At 67.9% G+C, this 21285-nt stretch carries 16 protein-coding genes and 2 pseudogenes; 9 read left to right on the forward strand and 9 right to left on the reverse strand.

Going from position 1 to position 21285, the window contains the following annotated elements; translation table 11 throughout:
• Positions 1–11: 11 nt before the first annotated feature.
• The 4 genes from AB5J49_RS38040 to asnB are packed head-to-tail and all read right to left on the reverse strand — an operon-like array spanning position 12 to position 4178.
• Positions 12–290, reverse strand: coding sequence for a PqqD family protein (locus AB5J49_RS38040; protein WP_369173401.1), 279 nt, complete (start codon positions 288–290; stop codon positions 12–14).
• Positions 290–1072, reverse strand: a complete 783-nt coding sequence (locus tag AB5J49_RS38045; protein WP_369173402.1) for a hypothetical protein — start codon at positions 1070–1072, stop codon at positions 290–292. Before AB5J49_RS38045 ends, AB5J49_RS38040 begins: the two co-directional genes overlap by 1 nt.
• Positions 1069–1890 (reverse strand): hypothetical protein, encoded by an 822-nt coding sequence (locus AB5J49_RS38050; protein WP_369173403.1) that lies wholly within the window; start codon positions 1888–1890, stop codon positions 1069–1071. Before AB5J49_RS38050 ends, AB5J49_RS38045 begins: the two co-directional genes overlap by 4 nt.
• Complete coding sequence (asnB, locus tag AB5J49_RS38055) at positions 1890–4178, reverse strand: asparagine synthase (glutamine-hydrolyzing) (RefSeq protein ID WP_369173404.1); 2289 nt, start codon at positions 4176–4178, stop codon at positions 1890–1892. Before asnB ends, AB5J49_RS38050 begins: the two co-directional genes overlap by 1 nt.
• 561 nt (positions 4179–4739) lie before the next feature.
• Between asnB and AB5J49_RS38060 the strand changes: the two genes are divergently transcribed.
• From AB5J49_RS38060 to AB5J49_RS38075, 4 genes are all read left to right on the forward strand, one after another.
• Positions 4740–5999: an MFS transporter gene (locus AB5J49_RS38060; protein WP_369173405.1), complete on the forward strand. Its 1260-nt coding sequence runs from the start codon at positions 4740–4742 to the stop codon at positions 5997–5999.
• A 168-nt stretch (positions 6000–6167) separates the two neighbouring features.
• Complete coding sequence (locus AB5J49_RS38065; RefSeq protein ID WP_369173406.1) at positions 6168–9575, forward strand: RHS repeat-associated core domain-containing protein; 3408 nt, start codon at positions 6168–6170, stop codon at positions 9573–9575.
• A 167-nt stretch (positions 9576–9742) separates the two neighbouring features.
• Positions 9743–10216, forward strand: coding sequence for a hypothetical protein (locus AB5J49_RS38070; RefSeq protein ID WP_369173407.1), 474 nt, complete (start codon positions 9743–9745; stop codon positions 10214–10216).
• Positions 10144–10989 (forward strand): ImmA/IrrE family metallo-endopeptidase, encoded by an 846-nt coding sequence (locus AB5J49_RS38075; RefSeq protein ID WP_369173408.1) that lies wholly within the window; start codon positions 10144–10146, stop codon positions 10987–10989. The genes AB5J49_RS38070 and AB5J49_RS38075 overlap by 73 nt, the downstream gene beginning before the upstream one ends.
• 64 nt (positions 10990–11053) lie before the next feature.
• On the opposite strand, the gene AB5J49_RS38080 is transcribed toward AB5J49_RS38075, so the two are convergent.
• Both AB5J49_RS38080 and AB5J49_RS38085 read right to left on the reverse strand, forming a co-directional pair.
• Positions 11054–11791, reverse strand: coding sequence for a hypothetical protein (locus AB5J49_RS38080; RefSeq protein WP_369173409.1), 738 nt, complete (start codon positions 11789–11791; stop codon positions 11054–11056).
• The gene (locus AB5J49_RS38085) at positions 11788–12402 is read right to left on the reverse strand and encodes a hypothetical protein (RefSeq protein ID WP_369173410.1); all 615 of its coding nucleotides are present in this window, start codon (positions 12400–12402) and stop codon (positions 11788–11790) included. The genes AB5J49_RS38080 and AB5J49_RS38085 overlap by 4 nt, the downstream gene beginning before the upstream one ends.
• 293 nt (positions 12403–12695) lie before the next feature.
• Here AB5J49_RS38085 and AB5J49_RS38090 point away from each other — a divergent pair, with 293 nt between their 5' ends.
• A complete protein-coding gene (locus tag AB5J49_RS38090; protein WP_369173411.1) occupies positions 12696–13511 on the forward strand; it encodes a LysR substrate-binding domain-containing protein in 816 nt (271 codons plus the stop codon).
• 89 nt (positions 13512–13600) lie between these two features.
• Here the strand turns inward: AB5J49_RS38090 and AB5J49_RS38095 are convergent, their stop codons facing one another.
• Both AB5J49_RS38095 and AB5J49_RS38100 read right to left on the reverse strand, forming a co-directional pair.
• Positions 13601–15139 carry a hypothetical protein gene (locus tag AB5J49_RS38095; RefSeq protein ID WP_369173412.1) on the reverse strand — a complete coding sequence of 513 codons (1539 nt, stop codon included), beginning with the start codon at positions 15137–15139 and terminating at the stop codon, positions 13601–13603.
• Positions 15140–15786: 647 nt separating this feature from the next.
• Positions 15787–17310 (reverse strand): annotated as a pseudogene (locus AB5J49_RS38100) (MFS transporter).
• A gap of 417 nt (positions 17311–17727) precedes the next feature.
• Between AB5J49_RS38100 and AB5J49_RS38105 the strand changes: the two are divergent.
• Positions 17728–18345, forward strand: a complete 618-nt coding sequence (locus tag AB5J49_RS38105) for a TetR/AcrR family transcriptional regulator (RefSeq protein WP_369175394.1) — start codon at positions 17728–17730, stop codon at positions 18343–18345.
• 13 nt (positions 18346–18358) lie between these two features.
• On the opposite strand, the gene AB5J49_RS38110 is transcribed toward AB5J49_RS38105, so the two are convergent.
• On the reverse strand, positions 18359–19057 hold the full coding sequence (locus AB5J49_RS38110) for a LuxR C-terminal-related transcriptional regulator (protein ID WP_369173413.1): 699 nt from the start codon (positions 19055–19057) through the stop codon (positions 18359–18361).
• Positions 19058–19352: 295 nt separating this feature from the next.
• Between AB5J49_RS38110 and AB5J49_RS38115 the strand changes: the two genes are divergently transcribed.
• The 3 genes and pseudogenes from AB5J49_RS38115 (at position 19353) to AB5J49_RS38125 (ending at position 21265) form a co-directional block, all read left to right on the forward strand.
• Positions 19353–20024 (forward strand): TetR family transcriptional regulator, encoded by a 672-nt coding sequence (locus AB5J49_RS38115; protein ID WP_369173415.1) that lies wholly within the window; start codon positions 19353–19355, stop codon positions 20022–20024.
• Positions 20025–20105: 81 nt separating this feature from the next.
• Positions 20106–20261 (forward strand): annotated as a pseudogene (locus AB5J49_RS38120) (alpha/beta fold hydrolase); the annotation flags it as partial.
• Entirely contained in the window at positions 20258–21265 is a 1008-nt protein-coding gene (locus tag AB5J49_RS38125) for a VOC family protein (RefSeq protein ID WP_369173416.1), read from the forward strand. The pseudogene AB5J49_RS38120 and the gene AB5J49_RS38125, both read left to right, overlap by 4 nt.
• The last annotated feature ends 20 nt before the right edge of the window (positions 21266–21285 follow it).

Below are 21285 nucleotides of genomic sequence, written 5' to 3' on the forward strand. Positions count from 1 at the left end.
CCGCACATCGACTACTCGACCATGCCGTTGGCGGCGAGCTCGGTCAGGAGTTCCAGGCTGTCGGCGACCGCCTCATCCGAGGAAATGTCGTACTCGCCGGCTACCTTCTCGCCGATCTGCTGCACGGTGGCCGTGCCGTTGACCTGCTTGAAGATGAACTCGGCAACCTCGTCAAGCTCGAAGGCCAGTGAGGCATTCGCAACGAACAGCTTCCCCCGGAACTTGCGTACGCGCGCCTCGAGCTTGCGGCGTGGGACAAAATCGGGGCTGAACGGCTGGGGGGTCGACATCAGATCTCCACCTCGATCGAAAGGTCCTTGCAGAGCGTCACGACCCGGCGAACCCAGGCACCCGGGTCGCCCGCGTCATAATCGGCCATCGTCTCCAGGGCCCAGAACTTCTCGAAGGGCAGCGCATCAAGGCGCGCTTCCTTGACCCGGCGCGCCCGCCATTTCGGCGTGCGTGAACCGTAGTTGCCCGAACCTTCCAGTACCGCGTCCGTGGCGTGACCGAGCGCCTTGCGTGCCGCCATCACGGCGCTCTCGATGTCCCCGACGTCCAACATGCCAAGGGCGTCCTCGACGTTGCCGTCCGCTTCTGCAAGCGACCTGGTGGTGACGAAGGCTTTGTACGCCGTGCCGTAGAGCTCCTCCCGGCGTTCCTTCACCCATCCCTCACCGAGCAGCGGTAGGCCTGTCGTAATCCGCTCCAGGAACAGCTCCTCGGTGTCGACCATGACCTTCAGAGAGGAGACGCCGGCGTCGAACTCGGCCCAGGACACCTTGGCGAGCATCTGGTCCACCTGCGAGTCCAGCCAGTACGAGACCTCCCAGCGGCGTTCCTCAGCCTGGAAGTCAAAGGTGCTGATCGTCTCGTGGGAAAGCGGGACCGGCACGGTACGGGCGCCCTCAATCGTGGGCACCGTGCGGGAGACCAGGTAGAAATCGAAGTCGCTGCTGGGGTTCGCCCAGCCGCGGGCCACGGAGCCGACGTTGAACAGCGCCAGAGTGTCCTCGGGCACGAGGCCCCGGCGCCGCAGTTCGCCGACACACCCGGTGAGGTCGAGCTTCATGACCAGCCTCTGTCATCGTCATCGCGCTGCAGTTCCAGCACGATCGTCGGAATGTTGTTGAGTACGTGCGCCAGCAACGCGGGATAGATGGACCCCGATGCCATCGTCAGCAGCAGCAGCGCGGCGGGGGCGCTGATCTCTACGGCCGTCGAACGAGTCGTGCCGCGCCGGTTGGTGCCCGGTTGAATGTGATGTCGTGCAACGAATGCGATGGCACCGAGCAGGCCCAGCGGAGTCGTGGCACCGATCAACAGGACCGGAGCGCGGAACACTGCCTCCTCACCGGCGGGGCAGACCGCGCTGGCAAAGGCCCGAGCCGCGCCGTGTGCCCGTGGGGTGGGCCCGAAGACGAATGCCAGTTCACCCGAGAGCAGAGACTTCATCCGCATGTTGCTGAGGGTGATGAGACCTGCGGTCGTGGCGACGGCCAGGACGAACCACCACCAGTCGGCGCCCTTGGACAGCCAGTCCGGACGAGTGACGGCAGTCAGTACGAGTGCACCTAATGGAGCGACCAGGCCCACCAACGTCTCGCTCCAGAAGCTGAGCCCACTGCGCATCGTTCGGGGCACCCGCCACGGCAGGATCATCAGGGCGATTTCCAGCACCAGCAGGACTGCCAACACTCGGGTGGTCGTGGAGTCCATGCTCCACAGGCCGATGGCGAAGGCGACGACACAGCAGATGGCGGTCAGACGCCGGACATCGAAAACGTAACTCGCCCGGTCGAAGGCGGACGCGTAGGGCCGCTTCACGGCTTTCGGCTTGTCCCCTGCGAACGTGTCGCTCTCCCTGCCAGTCTCGATGATGTCCGCCATCACAGCACCGTCGACGGGTGGGTAAGTATGCCCAGTTCGAAGGCGTCGGCGATCAGCGGCTCAACACTCTCGCGAGCATGGCCGAGGGATTCCAACACCTGGTCCAGGCTTCGTACGCCGTCCAGCGCGCGCAGCATGCCCAACCACTCGGGGGCCTCCGTCTCGTCGATCACGAACTCCACCGTGCCGTTGATCACGACGTACCAGCTCGTGGCGTCGTCCGGAGAGTGCAACAGCATGACACTGTCGTCGAGCTCGGCCACCGCCTCGAAGTCCACCGGTGGGCGGCGCAGCACGGTGGCCGCGATTTTCTCCTGCTGGGCGTCCCAGTCGGTCACCAGCACGGAGGACGGGACGGAGGCCTTCGCAGCCTGCGCAAGCGGGGTAGCCGGGATGCTCTCGGTGAGCTGCTCCATCAGGCCGAGGTTGACCACGCGGAGCAGGAACTCCACGTGCCCGGCGGTCGGGTCCTGCTCCAGCCGGCGCAGCGTAGCCCGAATGTTGTCGGCGTCAAGGTGTTCCCGGGCCCCGGGGCCGCTCAGCGCCTCATCAAGAAGCCGGTCACCGTGCTGCGCCAGCATGCGGGTGAACGTCCGGTAGGTGTGCTGGACGCCCTCTCCGTAGAAGAAGGGCACCTTCGGTCGGGCGATCGCTTCCTCGGGAAGAACACCGACCATGGCCCGGCGGAGGATCTGCTTGTCCCACACGAGGCTGGGACGAAGGTGTTCGGGTATAGCGGCGACGATCTCCACCAGGCGGTGATCAAGGAACGGGACCCGGGCCTCAATGCCGTTCCCCGCGGCCGTCCGGTCCTCGTGCCAGCAGTTGTACTGCTGCACGTCGCGGTACTTCCAGCGATGCAGCATCTCGTATGGGTCGCGGCTATCGCCGGCGGCAGCCGTGCGCAGTGCTGATGCCCTGACCAGCGGCAGGTCGGACTGGTCCCACCAGGCGCCCAGATCCGGCTTCCGATGCTGGTCACCGCGAATTCCCATGCGATTCATGTTCGCAACGAAGTCGGGCCACTCGCCACCGCCCGCGAAGGACACCGAGTAGCCGCCGTTGAACTCGTCGGCGCCTCCGCCGAGCAACATGGCCTTGATCTCGGGCGCGTGCGCTCCGACGTACCGGTACAGCTCGTACTTGTAGAACGCCTCCGGGCCGGCGAGCGGCGTTTCAAGCAGCCACAGGAACTGCTTCCACTCTTCGACTCCGGGTACTGCCGAAGTATCGAAAAGGACCTGATCATTATCCAGGCCGAGCCAACCCGCAATGCGATGACCGTATTCGGCATCGGAATTCACAAGGGTACTGCCGTTAAGAGCAGTGAACGTACGCGGCTTCACATCCGAAAGGGCGCCGACGGCGGCCGAGTCGATACCGCCGCTCAAGAAGAGTCCGATTTCAACGTCGGCCATTCCACATTCTGCGACCGAACTGGCTAGCGTCTCGCCGTAGGAACGTATGAGGTCGGTTTCGGAGCCTGTGGACGACCCGTCGAATTCGGGGAAATCCCAGTATCTGTGGGTTCGCGTCTCGCCGTTGTTCAGATCAAAGGTGACAATGGAGCCCGCCGGCGCGAGTTCAATTTCCTCGTACCAGGTCCGAGGCGGGCTGTCGTCGAAGACCATGGCGCCAGTCATCAACTGGTCGGAGAGAGCACCAGCCCAGTCGATCCTGCGTGGACAGGCCGAGTCCTCGAACAGGGCCTTTATCTCCGAGGAAAAGACAATGCGCTCGCTGTTGCGGTGGTAGAACAACGGCTTGATACCGAACCGGTCCCGGGCGAACACCAGACGGTTGCGGTCCCGGTCCCACAGGACGAGGGAGAACATGCCGCGGACGTTGTCCAGGAACGCCAGACCGTCCCGCTGGTACAGGTGGAGCAGAACCTCGCAGTCGGATCCAGTCCTGAGTCGAGCGCCCCTCGGTAGTCCCGCAGCCAGCTCCCGGTGGTTGTAGATCTCTCCGTTGGCGATCAGTACGAGGGAACCGTCTTCGGTGCTGAGGGGCTGGCCACCGCCGACCGGGTCCACCAGGGAAAGCCGCACGAAACCCAGACCGACAGGCCCGGACCGGTGGAAAGCCTCGCCGTCGGGCCCGCGGTGCGCGACCATCCCGGTCATACGCCGGAGCAGATCATCCGCCTCGCCACCGAGCGAGCCGCCTCCGCACCTGGCAACTCCAGCCAAACCGCACATAGGTCCCCCACCTGCACTGACATTTTCAACTATTGAAACAATGCTGCGAATGTGCCGCACCCGTATGGGTGCGGCACATTCAGACATCAGGCGACGTTCGTGAGAACGGTGCCGAAGACGACCTTCTTGGCCACCGGCTTGGTGTACTTACGCATGGGTTCCACCTCCTTCTGAGACACGCTGAAGCGTCCCGCGAAGCGCCAATTTTTGGCATAGGCAGACCAATAAAGAGACCACCGCGCAGAGCGCAGCAAGATCTTTGGACGAAAGCGTGGAGTCAGCACACATAAATGGCAGTACCAGCTCCGGTAAATCCCCCGTCACGCCTTTATTGGCGCCACTTCCCCGTTACAGCCCCGCTTGTTGACGTCAGTGGATCATTCGCCATCCCCGCCAGTCAAGACCCGGAGGCAATCTCGGAGGAGACCCACAGGCTGGCCTGCTCCGGGTCCGATTAATCCCATCAAGCTGGGTTAATTTCCAGCCACTGAATGTCTCATTCCGTACTTCGCATATCCAGAACTCACTGTAATGCTTGCCAAGTGTCCAATAGTGGACATTTCTACAGAATTTACTTAGATGCAAGCCTTGTGGCCACCATGAACGTCAGTAAAGTGATCTCCTTGTGGAACTGACCTCGGAGGGGAAATGACTGACCTTACTTCGGAGCGGGAAACGTCGACAAAGGCGACGAACGCCAGCGTCTTCTGGCGTTTCTGGACGGCCTCCACCGCCAGCAGCGTTGGCAGCGCGGTCACAGCGGTGGCGCTGCCTCTCGTCGCGGTGGAGACGCTGAACGTCTCGAACTTCGAAGTAAGCCTCATTGCTGCTGCAAGCTATGCGGCCTGGCTCATCATCGGACTGCCGGCCGGAGTCATCGTCCAGCGTCTGCCACTGCGCGGCACGCAGGTGGCGATGGACCTCCTGCGCGCAGCGGCCATCCTTTCGATTCCAGTGACAGCCGCTCTCGGCGTCCTCTCCATAGTCCAGCTGGTCACGGTGGCCCTTGTGATCGGGCTGGCTAATGTCGTCTTCGACGTCGGTAACTCCTCCTTCCTGCCCTCGATTGTCAGTAAGGAGGAGCTCACGTCACGCAACAGCCTTACCTCGGCTTCCGGCGCGGCAACCGACCTCGGCGGACCGTCACTTGGTGGCTTCCTTGTCCAGTTCTTCGGAGCGGCCACCAGCCTGATCGTCGACGCCGTCAGCTATGTGATCTCCGCAGTGCTGCTCTGGAGCCTGCCCCGGCCGGCCCCGACGCCGCCCGCGAAGACCGGTATCTCGTTTGCGACGCTACTCAAGGACGGGGTCCGCTACGTCGTGCGGCACCGCGTCATGGCGCCATGCGTGGCGGCGGCCACCCTTATCAACTTCGTCGCGGGCGCCCAGATGGCGCTCACTCCGGTCTTCCTGGTCCGGACTTTGGACGCCCCCGCGGCAGTCGTCGGCCTCCTGATGGCCTCTGGGGGCCTAGGCAGTCTGATCGGCGCGGTCTGGACCCCGCTCGTCAGCAAACGCCTGGGTAGTGCCCAGGCCGTGATCTTCGCGAGCTTCACCGCCGCCGCTGCCACCGTCCTGATGCCTTTGGCCGGCAGTGGGTGGTCCGTCGTCCTCTTCGCTCTGGGCAACGCGGGATCTACCACCGGCGTGGTCGTGTTCAGTGTCCTCACACGGACGCACCGTCAGACCGTGACCCCGCCGGACCTCCTGCCCCGCGTCATGGCGACGGTGCGCTTCATCTCCTGGGGTGCCATCCCCTTCGGTGCTCTGGCCGCAGGCATCACAGCCACCGCCGTCGGCCCGCGCGGTGCGCTGTGGCTGACCTGCCTGGTCATCGCCATCGCACCGGTGGTCCTGCTGCTCAGCCCGATCCGCCGGATGCGGGACCTTGCTGCCGAAGGCCAGTAACTTTTTGCCTCCATCGACACCACCGGCGAGCTGCCGTGGTACTTCGACTACGGTCCGGCCGGTGCCGACCAGGACCCGGGCCGTCTGCTGAAGGTCCGTCGCCCCGCGCTCAAGCCGGGCAGCAAGGACGTCGTCGAGGGCGAGACCGCCTCCAAGGTGGTCTACGAGGTGCCGCTCACCCGCGGCGCGGGCGGCCCGTACGACATGGACGGCGCCACCGCGGCCACCTGGGGCCAGTCGGACGCACCCACGGACGCGACCGCCGTCTTCGACGTCGAGTCGGACCCGGGCACCCACACCGCCACCGCCACCACGCCGGGCAAGGACGGCTACCAGCAGGCCGCCGTCCACTACCTCAACGCCTCGGCACAGGAGGTGAACTCGGCCACCTGGTCGCCGACCAGCGTAGGTGACATCGACACCACGGAATACGACCGGTTCGGCAACGCCGTCCGCACGCTGGACGCGTCGGGCCGCATGCTGGCCCTGGGCAAGGGCGACGGCGCCGACGGTGCGGCGGCCGAGCTGGAACTGCCCGACGATTCCGCGGCCCGTGCAGCGATGCTCGACAGCCGCAGTGTCTACAGCCGTGACGGCCTGGACCTGCTCGAAGAGCTCGGCCCCGTCTACCGGGCCCAACTGGAGGAGGACGTCCCGGCCCAGTCCGACCCGCCGATGCCGACGGTGAAGGCCGGGGAGTCGGTGGTCGTCCGCTCCCACACGGTCCACGTCTACGACGAGGGCAAGCCGGACGGGGCGGCCTACCACCTGGAGACGACCACCCGTGAGGGCGCCCGCATCGAGGGCTACACGGCGGACGTCGAGGTCCGGGTCACCAAGACCGGCTACGGTGCGCCCATCGGAGGCACCTCCGGCTGGACGCTGCGCGCCGAGACGTCCGTCACCACTGACGCGGTGACTGGCGGGGCGAACCTGACCTCGACGATCAAGTACGACGCGGCAGGCCGAGCGGTCGAGTCGCGCAGACCGGGCTCCGACGGCGCGGACGCCGGCACGGTGAAGACCGTCTTCTGCACGGCGGGCGCCAACCCGGACGACGCGTCCTGCGGCAACCGGCCCGAATGGGCGGGCAACCCGTGCGTCACGCTGCCCGGCGGCAAGGTCACCGGCGCGGACACCGCCCGTATGCCCGACACCCTGCCCATCAAGCGGATCACCCGCTACTCGCGCTTCGGAGACATCGAGGAGACCACCGAGACCAACGCGGGCAAGTCCCGCAAGACGGTGACCGCCTATGACGCGGCCGACCGGATCCTGTCCACCGAGATCACCTCCGACGTCGGCAAGGCGTTGCCGCAGGTGACCACCGAGTACGACCCGGTCACCGGCAACGCCGTGAAGACCATGGCCGACGGCAAGACCGTCACCCGCGTCTTCGATCTCCTGGACCGGCTGCTGTCCTACTCGGACGCTGACGGCGGCACCACCACCACCGAGTTCGACAAGTACGGCAAGCCGGTCAAGGTCGGCGACAACACCGGCTCGACCACCTACGCCTACGACCGCACCCTGGAACCCCGCGGGTTCGTGACCTCGGTCACCGACAGCGTCGCGGGCACTTTCACCGCGAAGTACGGTCCCGACGGCCAGATGGTCGAGCAGACCTACCCGGGCGGCTACGTCCGCAAGGACACCTACAACGCAGTGGGCGAGGCCACGGGCCGTACCTACACCCGCACCTCGGACGGCGCGGTCGTCTACGGCCAGCACATCGAGCTGACCACCCAGGGCGCCATCGCCTCCGACACCGCCTCCACCGACAGCAAGGAGTACTCCTACGACCGGCTCGGCCGCCTGACCAAGGCCGTCCAGTCCACCACCGCCCAGGGCTGCGTCACCCGCAGCTACGGCTTCGACGAGTCCGGCCGCAGCATCGCCGGCCGTATGAACCGCACCTCCAAGACGGTCACCCCGGCCGCCGAAGACGGCTCCTGCGCCACCACCGGCGCCGCGGTCACCACCAGCTCCTACGACAGCGCCGACCGGCTGCTGACCGCGGGCTACACCTACGACGCCTTCGGCCGTACCACGGCCACCGGCACCGGCTCGGCCAACACCTACTGGGCCAACGACCTGGTCGCGAGCCAGACCGCGGGCGACACCCGCCAGTCCTGGACGCTCGATCCCGCCCTGCGCTTCGAGGCGTTCACCACCGAGAAGAAGCAGGCGGACGGCACCTGGGCGAACGCCACCAGCAAGCTCAACCACTACGGGGACGACTCCGACGAGCCCCGCTGGATCATCGAGGACACCACCCAGGGCACGCTCACCCGTAATGTCTCCGGCCCCGACGGCGACCTGACCGCGACCACGTCCGCCACCGGCGACGTGCAGCTGCAGTTCGCCAACCTGCACGGCGACGTGTCCGTCACCCTCGACACGGCGATGACCGCGCCGAAGGTGCTGCTCTACGACGAGTTCGGCGTCCCTACCGACGGCCAGGCATCGCAGCGCTACGGCTGGCTCGGCGCCAAACAGCGTTCCGGCGAGGCCCTGGACGGCGTCATCCTCATGGGCGCCCGCCTCTACAGCCCCGAGCTGGGCCGGTTCCTGCAGACCGACCCCGACGCCGGCGGCAACGCCAACGCCTACGACTACTGCACCGGCGACCCCGTCAACTGCGTCGACCTCGACGGGCACTGGGGCTTCAGCTGGAAGAAGGCGTTCCGACGGGTCGCCCGGGTCGCGGAGGTCGCCTCCTACATCCCCGGCCCGATCGGCAACATCGCCTCCGCCGTCGGCGCCATCTCGTATGCGGCCACCGGCAACTGGCGCAAGGCCGCCGAAATGGGCGTCGGCGTCGCCTTCGGCTCCGCAGGCCGCCTCGCGGTCAAGGGCTTCAAGGCCGCCCGCGCCCTCCGCAAGGCGAGCCGCGTCCGGCGCTCGTTCTCCAGAGCCCGGTCGGTCTTCCGGCGCTCCCGGTGCAACTCCTTCGCCCCGGACACACCGGTCCTGATGGCCGACGGCAGCTACCTGCCCATCGATGCCATCGAGATCGGCGACTACGTCGCCGCCACCGACCCCGAGACCGGCGAGACCTACGCCGAACCGGTCCTGGACGTCATCGAGGGCTACGGCACCAAGCACCTGATCGAGATCGACACCGACCTCGACCCGTCGACTCTGCCGCTCCAGGCGACGGCGGATCATCCGCTGTGGGTCGTCGGCAAGGGCTGGGTGAAAGCCGCCGACGTGAAGGCCGGAGACTCCCTGAAGTCTCCTGACGGGAGCACGCACGAGGCCACCACGGTAATCAATCGCGGACAGCTGCCCGACCAGCTGGTCTTCAACCTCAACGTCGGCAACACGCACACCTACGTAGTGCACGTGGCAGCCGCCGATGTCCTGGTCCACAACAGTAGCTGCCGAATATCCAGCCGCGACTGGTCCGGCCACATCTACCCGAGACATATTTCGAGGAACTCGTTCAAGAAGAAGACCAAGTTCTACGGAAGCCGTCATCACGTTCGGGGTTTGATCAAGGACACCGTAAGAACGGGCACACGGAGCAAGGCGAAAAATGGTCGACCGGGCCACCTGTATGAGAAGAGATAAAATGACCCGGTAGGCCAGCAAGGGAGAAGAAATAAGTACCGCGTTCGGGTCGTCGTGATCCGTGGGCGGGTAATCACGGCGTATCCCTTCTAGAGGAAATGCGGGAGGGGGCAACAACAGCTCCCTCCCGCATTTTCGCGAGTTCACCCCCCGAAAGAGAAGCGACTATGACATCAACAGTCATCAGCTGTCGTATAGAGGTGGCAGCAGGGACGCTGGACCGAGCTGCCAAGCGGATTCCCGAGGCCAGTTTGACGGACCTGACTTATCGGTTCCCGCTCGGAACAGTCACGCTTGAGGGGAGTGGCGCCGTCTTCTCCGTCGAGGAGGTGACCGTATTCGATTTCACCAGAGGAATGCTGTACGCCCTGGGGGATCTGGGGAAGGACGGAGAAGCAGAGTACGACTTCACCGAAGGGGAGGGAAGCCTGTTGATGAAGATCCGTTCAGATCAGCTGGTCGAGGTTACTGCCGACTTTACAGACGGGACGATCACGGCTAGTTATGCACAGATTTCCTCAGCAGTTCGGGAGGCTTCCCTCGGGCTGTTGGAACGCATTGAGGCCTCTTGTCCCAAGGCCCTAAGGAACACGTACATCGCAGAACTGGCGGCGGAACTGCAGCGGCAGAAGGGGGCCTAGCGGCACCATTTGACCGCTCAAGCAGGCCGTTTGCGCACAGGGAAACTACGCTCTTTACCCGCAAGACTGGCGAGCGCGGCCGGTTCGACGCCGCCCACGAACCCGGCCACCTGGTCCTGCACTCCGAGCACCGTATCCCCGGCGGCCAGGAAGGAGAGCCAGAGGCCAATGCCTTCGCCTCCGCTTTCCTCATGCCCCGGGCAGGCATCGTCGCCCAGCGCCTGAACGACGCCTCGGTGGAGCGGATCCTCAGTGCCAAGCGCCGGTGGGGTGTCTCCGCCATGGCCCTGGCCTACCGGCTCCGCGCTCTTGACCTGCTGTCCGAATGGCGCCACACCCAGACCGTCAAGAAACTCGCCCAGTTGGGATACCGCACCGGCGAGCCAGGTTCCCTGCTGGCCCGGGAGAACAGCCAGCTCCTGGCCAAGGTTTTCGACGCCCTGCGTACCAAGAGGATGACGCCTGCTGATGTCGCGGTCCAGATGGGAATCCACTCCGACGACCTGAATGACTACGTCTTCGGACTCGTGCCCATCAGCGTCCCCGGCGAAGGCAGGCACTCGGCAGCGCCGCGCCCCGGACTGAGCATGGTTCACAATGCCGCCCCGGCAGGACACCCACAGTCCGGCGCCGCCCTCACGGTTTCCACCGCCTCCACCGAGCCGACGACAGCCGTCGAAGGACCAAGCGACGACGCCATGGCAAGCCTCACACCTTTGCGGCGCCCCACCCGGTCCGGTCCATCCGGTCCGAGGATGCCTCGTCGAACGTGATCTTTGGTAACTCGCTCCAGCCCGCACGTCCTTCCTGTGAGCCCGGGCAGGACGTGCCCGAGCGCTACCAGTGGGTCAGGTCGAATACTTCCGAGCAATAGGGGTCCACGGCGTCCGAGGGGTTGTACTGCAACTGGTCGCCGGCGATGAGCGAGGGCAGGGCAGCGGCCAGGCCCGTGATGCCCACGGCCACGGCTCCTTCTTCGTCGCGAAGTGACACGTCGAGACCCACCGTGTCGGACAGCCCCTCGCCGGTCACGTAGAGACGCGCGCTGTGCTGGTCGAGGAGGAGGAAGCCGAGCAGACACAGCTTCCCGGCGCGCTCGTGACCCCCGGGCGGGGTGATTCCTGCGGCTGCCGCGTGGAGAGCGTCCGTGAGGTCGAACTCCGGACCGTCCTCCAGGAGCCGCCCCACGTTCTCCGCGGCCACGACGGGGATGCCGTGCCCCTCACGGTCGTGGCCCGCTGCGGTCCGTGGATCGTCGGACGCCTGCCGTACGGCCTGCCGCAGAGCCGCTGCCAGTGCGGAGGCGGGGATGTTGTCGCCGTGGTGGTCCACCAGAGGCAGGTCGTATGCCACCGAGGTCCCAATGTCGTGGCCGTCCCAGACGGCCACTCTCCCCACGCCTCGTTTCGACGGGACGGGAAGCACGCCCCGGACGACAGGGCCGTCACCCAGGGGTGCCGCCGTGAACCGGAGCATGCCCCGGACGAGAGCGGTTTGCAGCCGGGCCAGCCCTTCGTTCTCCCACCGCTGCATCGGCGCGGACTCCTGACTGCCGCCGGTGAGTGGAGTCGTCATGTCTCGTTCACCGCATCGGGGCACTTGTTGCGAGCAACCCGCTCACAGTATGCAGTGATGGTGCCGATCTTGTGGCTGTGGTCGGCGAGCTCGTAGTCGCCGTCCGCGGTCCTGTAGCTGTACTGGGCGATCACCTTGATCCGGGCGAGGATCGCGCCGAGACGGTTGGTCAGCACGCCTCCGTAGACCCGACGTGCTCCTTCCTTCTCTTCGGGGCGTTCACTGGTGACGATCTTGATCACTTTGGGATCGTGAATGTTGTGCGGTCCTGAGAAGTGCCGCCAGCCGAACTTGCTGTTGCCTTCCCGGGTCGGGATGTTCTTCCCCTCGCCGTCCTTGCTGACGAACTTGACCACGCTCCAGTGGCTGACCGACGGGCCAGTGCCGGCACTTGGCGAAGGCGGACTCACCCGGGGCGGATTCACGACCAGCCCCTCCACTTCGGCGCGGGCCGTGCCGAAGACCTGCGCGTACCCCTCGTCGGACATCACCCGCAGGTCCTTTCCGCTCGGTGGCGTCGTACGCGCTGAGGCGGGTGTGACGACCGCGGGTACCAGAAGCATGCCTGTGGCCACGGCCGAGCAGACCGCGGTGCTGGTGAAGGTGGGCAAAGAGTTTCCTTATGCTCGGCTATACGGCGCTTGAGGCAGGGGGAGTCGGCTGTGCTGCCCTTTGGGGGCTGATTCGACCATGGGCTCATGCCTTGATCAACGAAATATGGATGATTCACCCGTAATCGGTAATAGGTGACTGGGTGCAGGCTCTGGCGGCGCGGGAAGCGCATCGCGGATCCGCCGCCGCCCCTGACGAGTCCTCTGGCCTGGTCTGTGGGAAAACCGGCGACACAGCGTGGGAAACGATCTCTAACGGCACCCATGTATGCCCTGGCCAGCGCGTTCCGTCGGTGCCCCTCTCCCAGCAGCTCTCCCAGCTGGAAGCCGAAGTCGGCGTCCCGCTCCTCGAGCCGGTCGGACGGCGGGTGAGGCTGACCGCGCAGGCGGAGATCCTCGTCGCCCACACCGAAGCGGTCCTGGAGCGACTGGAGCGTGCGGAGGCGGACATCGCCGCGTCCCTGGCCGACCTGACCGGCACGCTGCGCATCGCCTCGTTCCAGACGGCCGCGCTGGTGCTGGTCCCGACCGCGCTCGGCCTGCTGCGCGACCGGCATCCGCGTCTGCGCGTCCACGTCACGCAGTCGGAACCGGAAAGGGCCCTGCCCGCCCTGCAGGCACGCGACTTCGACCTGGTCCTCGCCGAGGAGTACCCCGGCAACCCCAACCCGCGCCCCGCCGAACTCGAGCAGGAAGACCTGCTCGACGACCCCCTTCACCTCGCTTTGCCCCACCCCGCCGACGGCCTCGGCACCGAGACCCCGACGGCGGCGCTGCGCTCACTCGCCGATCACCCCTGGGTGATGGAACCCGAAGGCACAGCCGCCCGGCACTGGGCGATGACCCTGTGCCGCAACGCCGGTTTCGAACCCGACGTACGGTTCGAGACCACCGACCTCCTGCTCCACCTCCGCCTCGTCGAGCAGAAACACGCCGCGGCGTTCCTCCCCGACCTCGTCTGGAACGGACGGCCCCCGACGGTCCCACTACGGCAGCTTCCACGCGGCGAGCGCACCCGCCGCGTCTTCACCGTCGTACGCCGCGGCCGAGGCGGGCATCCCGCCATCCGGGCCTGCCGGGACGCCCTGCAGCGGGCGCTCCACGACTGACCGCACGGGTATGCCGGGCCCGGGTGTTTCCCGGGCCCGGCATTGTGGCTGCCCCTCGGGGTCAGCTCCTCAGCTCCTCTTTGTCCTGGTCACCATTGCTTCTTCTTCGAGTGCTTGGGGTGCTCTGGCTTCTTGGGGTGTGCGGGGTGGGCGGGCTTGCTCGGGAGCTTGGGCTTGGCCGGGTAGGCCGGCTTGGCCGGGAGCTTGGGCTTGGCGGGGATTGCGGGCTTGGCCGGGATTGCGGGCTTGGCCGGGAGTGCTGGCTTGGCCGGCAGTGCGGGCTTCGCCGGGAGCGCGGGCTTCGCGGGGATTGCTGGCTTGGCCGGGAGCTTGGGCTTGGCGGGGATTGCTGGCTTGGCCGGGAGCGCGGGTTTCGCGGGGATTGCGGGCTTGGCCGGGAGCTTGGGCTTGGCGGGCATTGCGGGCTTGGCCGGGAGTGCTGGCTTGGCCGGCAGTGCGGGCTTCGCCGGAAGGGCGGGCTTGGCGGGGAGCTTGGGCTTCGCCGGGAGCGCGGGCTTCGCGGGGAGCGCGGGCTTGGCCGGGAGCTTGGGCTTGGCCGGGAGTGCGGGCTTCGCTGGCAGTGCTGGTTTGGCGGGGAGTGCTGGCTTGGCCGGCAGTGCGGGCTTCGCCGGAAGGGCGGGCTTGGCGGGGAGCTTGGGCTTCGCCGGGAGCGCGGGCTTCGCGGGGAGCTTGGGCTTGGCCGGGAGTGCGGGCTTCGCTGGCAGTGCTGGTTTGGCGGGGAGTGCTGGCTTGGCCGGTAGGGCTGGCTTCGCCGGAAGGGCGGGCTTGGCGGGGAGCTTGGGCTTCGCCGGGAGCGCGGGCTTCGCGGGGAGCGCGGGCTTGGCCGGGAGCTTGGGCTTGGCCGGGAGTGCGGGCTTCGCCGGAAGCTGGGGCTTGGCCGGTAGGGCTGGCTTCGCGGGGAGCGCTGGCTTGGCCGGGAGCGCCGGTTTGGCGGGGAGCTTGGGCTTGGCCGGGAGTGCGGGCTTCGCCGGAAGCTGGGGCTTGGCCGGTAGGGCTGGCTTCGCGGGGAGCGCTGGCTTGGCCGGGAGCGCCGGTTTGGCGGGGAGCTTGGGCTTGGCCGGGAGTGCGGGCTTCGCCGGGAGGGCGGGCTTGGCGGGGAGCTTGGGCTTGGCCGGCAGTGCGGGCTTGGCCGGGAGCGCTGGCTTGGCGGGGAGCTTGGGCTTGGCCGGGAGTGCGGGCTTCGCCGGGAGGGCGGGCTTGGCCGGGAGCTGGGGCTTGGCCGGTAGGGCTGGCTTCGCGGGGAGTGCGGGCTTGGCCGGGAGCGCCGGTTTGGCGGGGAGTGCCGGTTTGGCGGGGAGTGCCGGCTTGGCCGGAAGTGCGGGCTTCGCGGGGAGCTCCGGCTTGGCCGGGAGTGCAGGCTTCGCCGGGAGCGCTGGCTTCGCCGGGAGGGCGGGCTTGGCCGGGTGTTCCGGCTTCGCCGGGTGCACGGGGTAGGCGGGCTTGGCCGGGTGCTCGGGCTTGACCGGGTGTACCGGGTAGGCGGGCTTGGCCGGGTGTTCCGGCTTCGCCGGGTGCACGGGGTAGGCGGGCTTGGCCGGGTGCTCGGGCTTGACCGGGTGTACCGGGTAGGCGGGCTTGGCCGGGTGTTCCGGCTTCGCCGGGTGCACGGGGTAGGCGGGCTTGGCCGGGTGCTCGGGCTTGACCGGGTGTAGGCGGGCTTGGCCGGGTGTTCCGGCTTCGCCGGGTGCACGGGGTAGGCGGGCTTGGCCGGGTGCTCGGGCTTGACCGGGTGTACCGGGTAGGCGGGTTTGACCGGGTGTTCCGGCTTCGCCGGGTGCACGGGGTAGGCGGGCTTGGCCGGGTGCTCGGGCTTGACCGGGTGCACCGGGTAGGCGGGCTTGCTCCCGTGTGCCGGGTGGGCGGGCTTCGCCGGGTACGGCGGATGCGGGGTCTTGTGGTCGTCGTTGGCGTAGGCAGTACCCGCGCTCGTCAGCGCGGCTGCGGCGAGCGCGCCAGCCATGGCGGCCGACGCCAGAACGGATCGCCATCTCGGCGATGTCGTCATCTTCTCCACTCTCCTCGACTTGGGTCAGGGCCTCGTGACGGTTGGTCAGCACCAAGAGCCGGACAGTGGATGGATAGGAAATCGGTAGATATGAATAACATTGCGACGGCCATTAGCCACCGGATGGTGTAGCGCGGCACACCAGTTGGCCCGTGCGGTGGGCCAACTGCCGTGAGGTGCCAGCCGCCCGAAACGGCCCACCGGCGTCCGATGGGCCGTCGCGGTGTGTCGGAACCAGAACCTGGCGCCTCACATGTGTACGACGGGTGCCGCGTCGGGATCGGTGGCCGGTACGCCACGGCGGTAGAGGAGGGCGCTCGCGACCAGCCCGGCGACGAAGAACACGGCTGACCACCAGTGCGCGGTGGAGTAGGCCTCCAGGCCGGCCTGGGCGAGTACGGCGGGGTCCTTGGGGTTCTTGTCGGCCAGGTAGTCGGTGGCGGCGCTGGTGGAGAGGGTGTTGAGCAGCGCCGTGCCGAGAGAGCCGCCCACCTGCTGCATAGTGTTGACGGCGGCGGAGGCGACGCCGGAGTCCTCGGCCCGCACGCCGGCCGTGGCCAGGCTCATGCCCGGGGCCATGACCAGGCCGAGGCCCGCCACGGCGAGCGGAGGCATGATGTCGGTGGCGTAGGAGCTGGTGAGGTCGAGGCCGGTCAGCCAGGCCATGGCGGCCGCGGCGAGGCCCATGCCCAGCGGCACCACCGGCTTCGGGCCGAGGCGGGGGATGAGCACCGTGGAGCGAGGGTGGAGGCGAGCATGAGCCCCGCGACCATCGGCAGGAAGGCCAGTCCGGTCTTGATGGGCGTGTAGCCGAGGCTCTGCTGCAGGTAGTAGGTCAGGAACAGGAAGACGCCGAACAGGCCGGCGCCGGTGATCAGGACCGAGATGAACGAGGCACCGCGGCTCCGGTCGAGCAGGATCCGCAGCGGAAGCAGCGGGTGCGGCGAACGGGTCTGCCACCACGTGAACACGGCGAGCAGGGCACCGCCGGCGAGCAGGAAGCCCCAGGTGGCGGCGGAGCTCCAGTCGTGGCTCTCGGCGTTGGAGAAGCCGTAGACCAGGCAGAACAGACCCCCGCCGACGAGGACGGCGCCGGGGACGTCGATGGTGGCGGACCTGTCGCGGGTGGCGCGCTGCAGCAGGAGGGCGCCTCCGGCGAAGGCGGCGAAGGCGAAGACGAGGTTGACGTAGAGGGTCCAGCGCCAGTCGAGGTACTCGGTCAGTACACCGCCGAGGAGCAGGCCGATGGCACCGCCGGCGCCGGCGATGGCGCCGAACACGCCGAAGGCCTTGGCGCGTTCCCTGGGGTCGGTGAAGGTCACGGTGAGCAGGGACAGGGCGGCCGGGGCGAGCAGCGCACCGAACAGGCCCTGCCTGGCTCGCGCGACGATGAGCATCTCAAAGCTGGTCGCGGCGCCGGCGACGGCGGAGGTGACGGCGAAGCCGACCAGGCCGACCAGGAACGTCATCTTGCGGCCGAAGAGATCGGATATGCGGCCGCCGAGCAGCAGCAGGCTGCCGAAGGCGAGCGCGTAGGCGGTGACCACCCTCCCCCAGAGGGGGTACCCCCAGCCGGTCTCCGTCGGAGAAGCCCAGGTCCTTCTGCGCGGAGGGCGGGGCGATGTTCACGATCGTGGCGTCCAGCACCACCATCAGCTGGGCCACGCCGATGACGGCGAGGACCCCCCAGCGGCGCCGAGGCGGCGACGCTTGGCTCGACGGCAGGGAAGAGACGGTCGCGTCGACGGGAGCGTCGGCGGGTGTTTCGGGCATGACGAAAGCTCCGGATGGTTCGGGAAATGGGCAGCGGACAGCGGACAGCGGAAGGCGAAAGGAGTGGACGAGGGGAGGCGAGAGGCGCGGGAAAGACGGGAGGCCGCGGCCCCGGGGTCCTTCGTGCGGGCCGGTCGGTCGTGATCGCCGGTGGCCGGCGTCGCACGGCGTCGTGCGACGTGCTCGGCGCACCTGGCCGAAGTCGTCTGACACTTGTCAGATTACGATTATTCTGACGGGTGTCAAGTAATACTGTCGTGGGCTCCTAGGATGGCGTCGAATCAGTGCGCGCCGCAGAGAACGGGCCGGTGCCCTGGGGGTAGGTCAGGTGCCCTGCGAGTAGGTATGGAGGCAAGGGTGGGAGCAAGAGCCGAATCCCCTCGACGGCCGGGGCGTCCCGGTGCGGACACGCCCGCGGTGCCCGAGGAGGAGAGCATCCTGCTGCGCGGGCTGGAGGCCTTCGCGGAGCTGGGCTACGACCGCGCTTCCGCCCGCGAGCTCGCCCGCCGACTGGGCGTCAGCCACAACTTCATCAACGACCGGTACGGGTCCAAGGCGGCGTTCTGGCGCGCGGTGATGGACGCCGCCCTCGGGGCGCAGTTGGCGCGCCTGCCGCAGGGGGATCCGGATCCCTCGGTCGACGATGCCGAGTGCCTGCGGCGGATCATCGCCGGGTTCTACCGGTCCGCAGTGGACACGCCCCTCATCGGACGGGTCTTCGTCGTCGAGTTCTCCCAGGAGACCGAGCGGCTGGACTACCTCTACGAGCGCTACGTCGCTCCGACCCTGCAGCTGATGGCGCCCAGCATCGAGCGGCTCGTCGCCGCGGGGCGCATGGCGCCCGTCCCCCTGGACGTGCTGTTCTTCGCCGTCGTCCCTCCCGTCTCGGCCATGGTGGGCACGCCTCTGGCCCGGCGCCTGGGCAGAGCCGAGGCCGCCTCGCCGGATCGACTCACCGCCACGGCGGAACAGTTGGCGGCGCTGGTGGTCAACGGACTGCTCGCGACAGGGGCAGGGAGTCGCTCCCGGGGCTGAGGCGCGGCAGGTGTCAGGCGGCCGGCTGCACCAGGCCGGACTCGTAGGCATAGGTCACCGCCTGGACGCGGGCGCGGGCGCCGATCTTGGTGAGGATGTTGCTGACGTGCGTCTTGACGGTGGTCGGGGCGATGGACAGGCGTTCGGCGATCTCGGCGTTGGACCAGCCCGAGGCGACGGCGACCAGGACATCGCGTTCGCGTCCGGTGAGGGTCTCGAGGCGGCTCGTGTGAGGGCGGAGCCGGGGACTGCGCTGCTGCCGGACGGCCTCGATCAGTTCGCGGGTCAGGCCGGGGGTGATGACGGCATCGCCGGCGGCCACGATGCGGACGGCCGCTGTCACTTCGTCCGGGGCGGCGTCGTTGAGGAGGAATCCGCCGGCTCCGGCGCGCAGGGCGGCGTACGCGTATCTCTCCTGGCCGGCGGGGGTCAGAACCAGTACGCGGGGAGCGTGTCCTGCCGCACGGCCGGAGTCGGCGGTGCCGTGGACGCGTGGGGGTTGTGTGAGGCGTCGGATCGTGTCGATGCTGTCCGTCCCGGACAGGTCGCTGTCCATCAGGACGATGTCGGGGCGGAGTTCGGTACTCGCCCGGACCGCCCCCTGCGCGTCCGTCGCTTCGCCGACGACCGTCAGGTCGGGCTCGGCCGCCAGGAGCATACGCAGGGCGAGTCGGTGGAGGTATTGGTCGTTGACGACAAGTGCGGAGACCATGCCTGTCATCTCCCTGGTGCAGTCGGGCCGCCGATGATGAACGAAACGGTTTCGTACATAACGCTACCGCTGCTCATGTAAAGCCGGAGTACATGAACGGCCAGGACTTCGCCCGGACCAGCCCGGCGGCCACAACCGTGACCGCGCGCCGGTCACCCCCGAACCGAGCCGCCGGTTCGCCGCGCGTACGGCTGCCGAGCTCGGAGTAGATGGCTGTGACCTCGGAGATCTCGGTGGCGGTACAGTCTGCGCAGGTCCGCCCGTCGTATCCGCCCCCGATGTTCGAGGTTCTTCCGTGACCAAGCCCATGGCCCGCGTTCCCCAACGGCGCAACGCGCGCTCCAACCGGGCACGCATCCTGGCCACGGCGCGCAAGGAGCTCGGCCGCAACCCGGACATCACGCTGGAGGAACTGGCGCGGGCCTCCGGTGTCGTACGGCGCACCCTCTTCGGTCACTTCCCCGGGCGCGCGGCGCTGCTGGAGGCGCTCGCCGAGGAGGCTTCCGAATCCCTTCGGAGCATGCTGGCGGCCGGTGCCGCGCACTTCGGGCCGGGCGAGCCGGCCGAGCGGGCGCTCGCGTACTTCGTGTTCTCGATCTGGCCCGTGGGGGACCGCTACCGGCTCCTGCTGGCGCTGGCCCGCCGCGACCTGGGCGTCGAACGCGTGGCCGAGGTCCTGGCACCGGCCCGCGCCGAGACCACGGCCATCCTCGAACGAGGCCAGCGGGACGGCGTCTTCCACGGGCACCTGCCGCCGGCCGTGCTGAGCGCCGGTCTGGAGGCTATGACGGTCGCCCTGCTGGAGGAGGTCAACACCGGGGCACTGGAGGACGACGGCACCCACACCGCCGTCGCCACGCTCATCGCGGCCGGTGTACCGGAGCAGAAGGCGCGCGCCGCGGTCGACGCCGTCGCCTCGACGGTGACCACGGTGACTACGGCGGCGGAGGCCGCTGCCGACGACTGAGCGGGGCTAGTCCTTGCCCGCCATGCGGGTGGCCGCGGCGTGGACCAGGTCGGCGTGGAGTTCGAACATGGCCACCAGGTCGACAAGGTCAACCGGCCCTCCGGCGGCCCCCTGCTGGCCGACCGTCTGCCCGACTGCGACCTGTACCTGGTCGCCAACACGGGCCACTGGGTGCAGTTCGAACGTGCCGAGCTCTTCAACCGCCTGTCGGCCGACTTCCTGGCCGGCCGCCGATGAGCACCACGTCCTGTGTCTTCGGTGCCGTGCACCTCGGCTACATCGTCATCGAGACCAATCGTCTCAGCGACTGGCGGCGCTTCGGCGCCGACGCCATCGGGATGCATCACGACGACGTCTCCCACGACCTGATGCGCTTCAGGCTGGACGACCAGGAGTGCCGCTTTCTGGTGCGGAAGGGCCCGGCGGAGGACGTCGTCGCCCTGGGCTGGCACATCGACGACCACGCCTCCTTCGAGCAGATCGAGGCGCGCATACGGGCCCACGGCGTCCCTCTCGTCGTAGGCACCGTCGAGGAGGCCCAACTCCGGGGAGTCGAGCGGCTGTTGCGCTTCCCGGGGCCCAAGGGCATCACCCAGGAGATCTACACGACCCCGGTGAAGTCGGCGGAACCCCTGCGCATGGCGGCCTCCGGCTTCGTGACCGGTGATTCCGGCATGGGCCACGTGGCCATCACGTCGACCAGGCCCACCCAGCTGCGCGGGTACTTCAACACCGTCTTCGACGCCCGGCTCACCGACTACATCGACGAGACCATCAGCGGCGTCAAGCTCAAGATCCGCTTCCTGCGGGTCAACGAACGCCATCACTCCATCGCGATCGCGGCTGTCCGTGGTCTGCCCGTCGACCCGGTCCGCACCCGCGTCCAGCACCTCAACATCCAGACTGCCACCCTCGACGACGTGGCGCGGAGCTACCAGCGCGTGCACGAACTCGGCTTCGAGATGGCCCTGTCGGTGGGCCGGCACACCAACGACAAGGAGCTCTCCTACTACGCCCGGACCCCGTCCGGCTTCGAGTGGGAGGTCGGCTGGAACCCCGTCGTCGTCGACGAGAACACCTGGCAGCCCAGCACCCACCAGGGCATCAGCATCTGGGGCCACACCCCGGTCGGCCGGACCATCGTCGACAAACTCGACCAGTTCCGCCTCGCCGCACGCTCCCTGACCCGCCGGGAGAACACCGTCCCCGCGCTCAGCGGCACCGGCATCCCCGACGACTGAGAACAGCGGGCCGGCGGTGC

The organism is Streptomyces sp. R28 (genome assembly GCF_041052385.1).
Classification (GTDB): Bacteria; Actinomycetota; Actinomycetes; order Streptomycetales; family Streptomycetaceae; genus Streptomyces.

Coding starts and splice junctions, on each gene's coding strand:
- AB5J49_RS38040 (WP_369173401.1), bottom strand. CDS start 290: ATGTCGACCCCCCAGCCGTTCAGCCCCGATTTTGTCCCACGCCGCAAG.
- AB5J49_RS38110 (WP_369173413.1), bottom strand. CDS start 19,057: ATGGTCTCCGCACTTGTCGTCAACGACCAATACCTCCACCGACTCGCC.
- AB5J49_RS38050 (WP_369173403.1), bottom strand. CDS start 1,890: ATGGCGGACATCATCGAGACTGGCAGGGAGAGCGACACGTTCGCAGGG.
- AB5J49_RS38045 (WP_369173402.1), bottom strand. CDS start 1,072: ATGAAGCTCGACCTCACCGGGTGTGTCGGCGAACTGCGGCGCCGGGGC.
- asnB (WP_369173404.1), bottom strand. CDS start 4,178: ATGTCTGAATGTGCCGCACCCATACGGGTGCGGCACATTCGCAGCATT.
- AB5J49_RS38080 (WP_369173409.1), bottom strand. CDS start 11,791: ATGACGACTCCACTCACCGGCGGCAGTCAGGAGTCCGCGCCGATGCAG.
- AB5J49_RS38060 (WP_369173405.1), top strand. CDS start 4,740: ATGACTGACCTTACTTCGGAGCGGGAAACGTCGACAAAGGCGACGAAC.
- AB5J49_RS38125 (WP_369173416.1), top strand. CDS start 20,258: ATGAGCACCACGTCCTGTGTCTTCGGTGCCGTGCACCTCGGCTACATC.
- AB5J49_RS38070 (WP_369173407.1), top strand. CDS start 9,743: ATGACATCAACAGTCATCAGCTGTCGTATAGAGGTGGCAGCAGGGACG.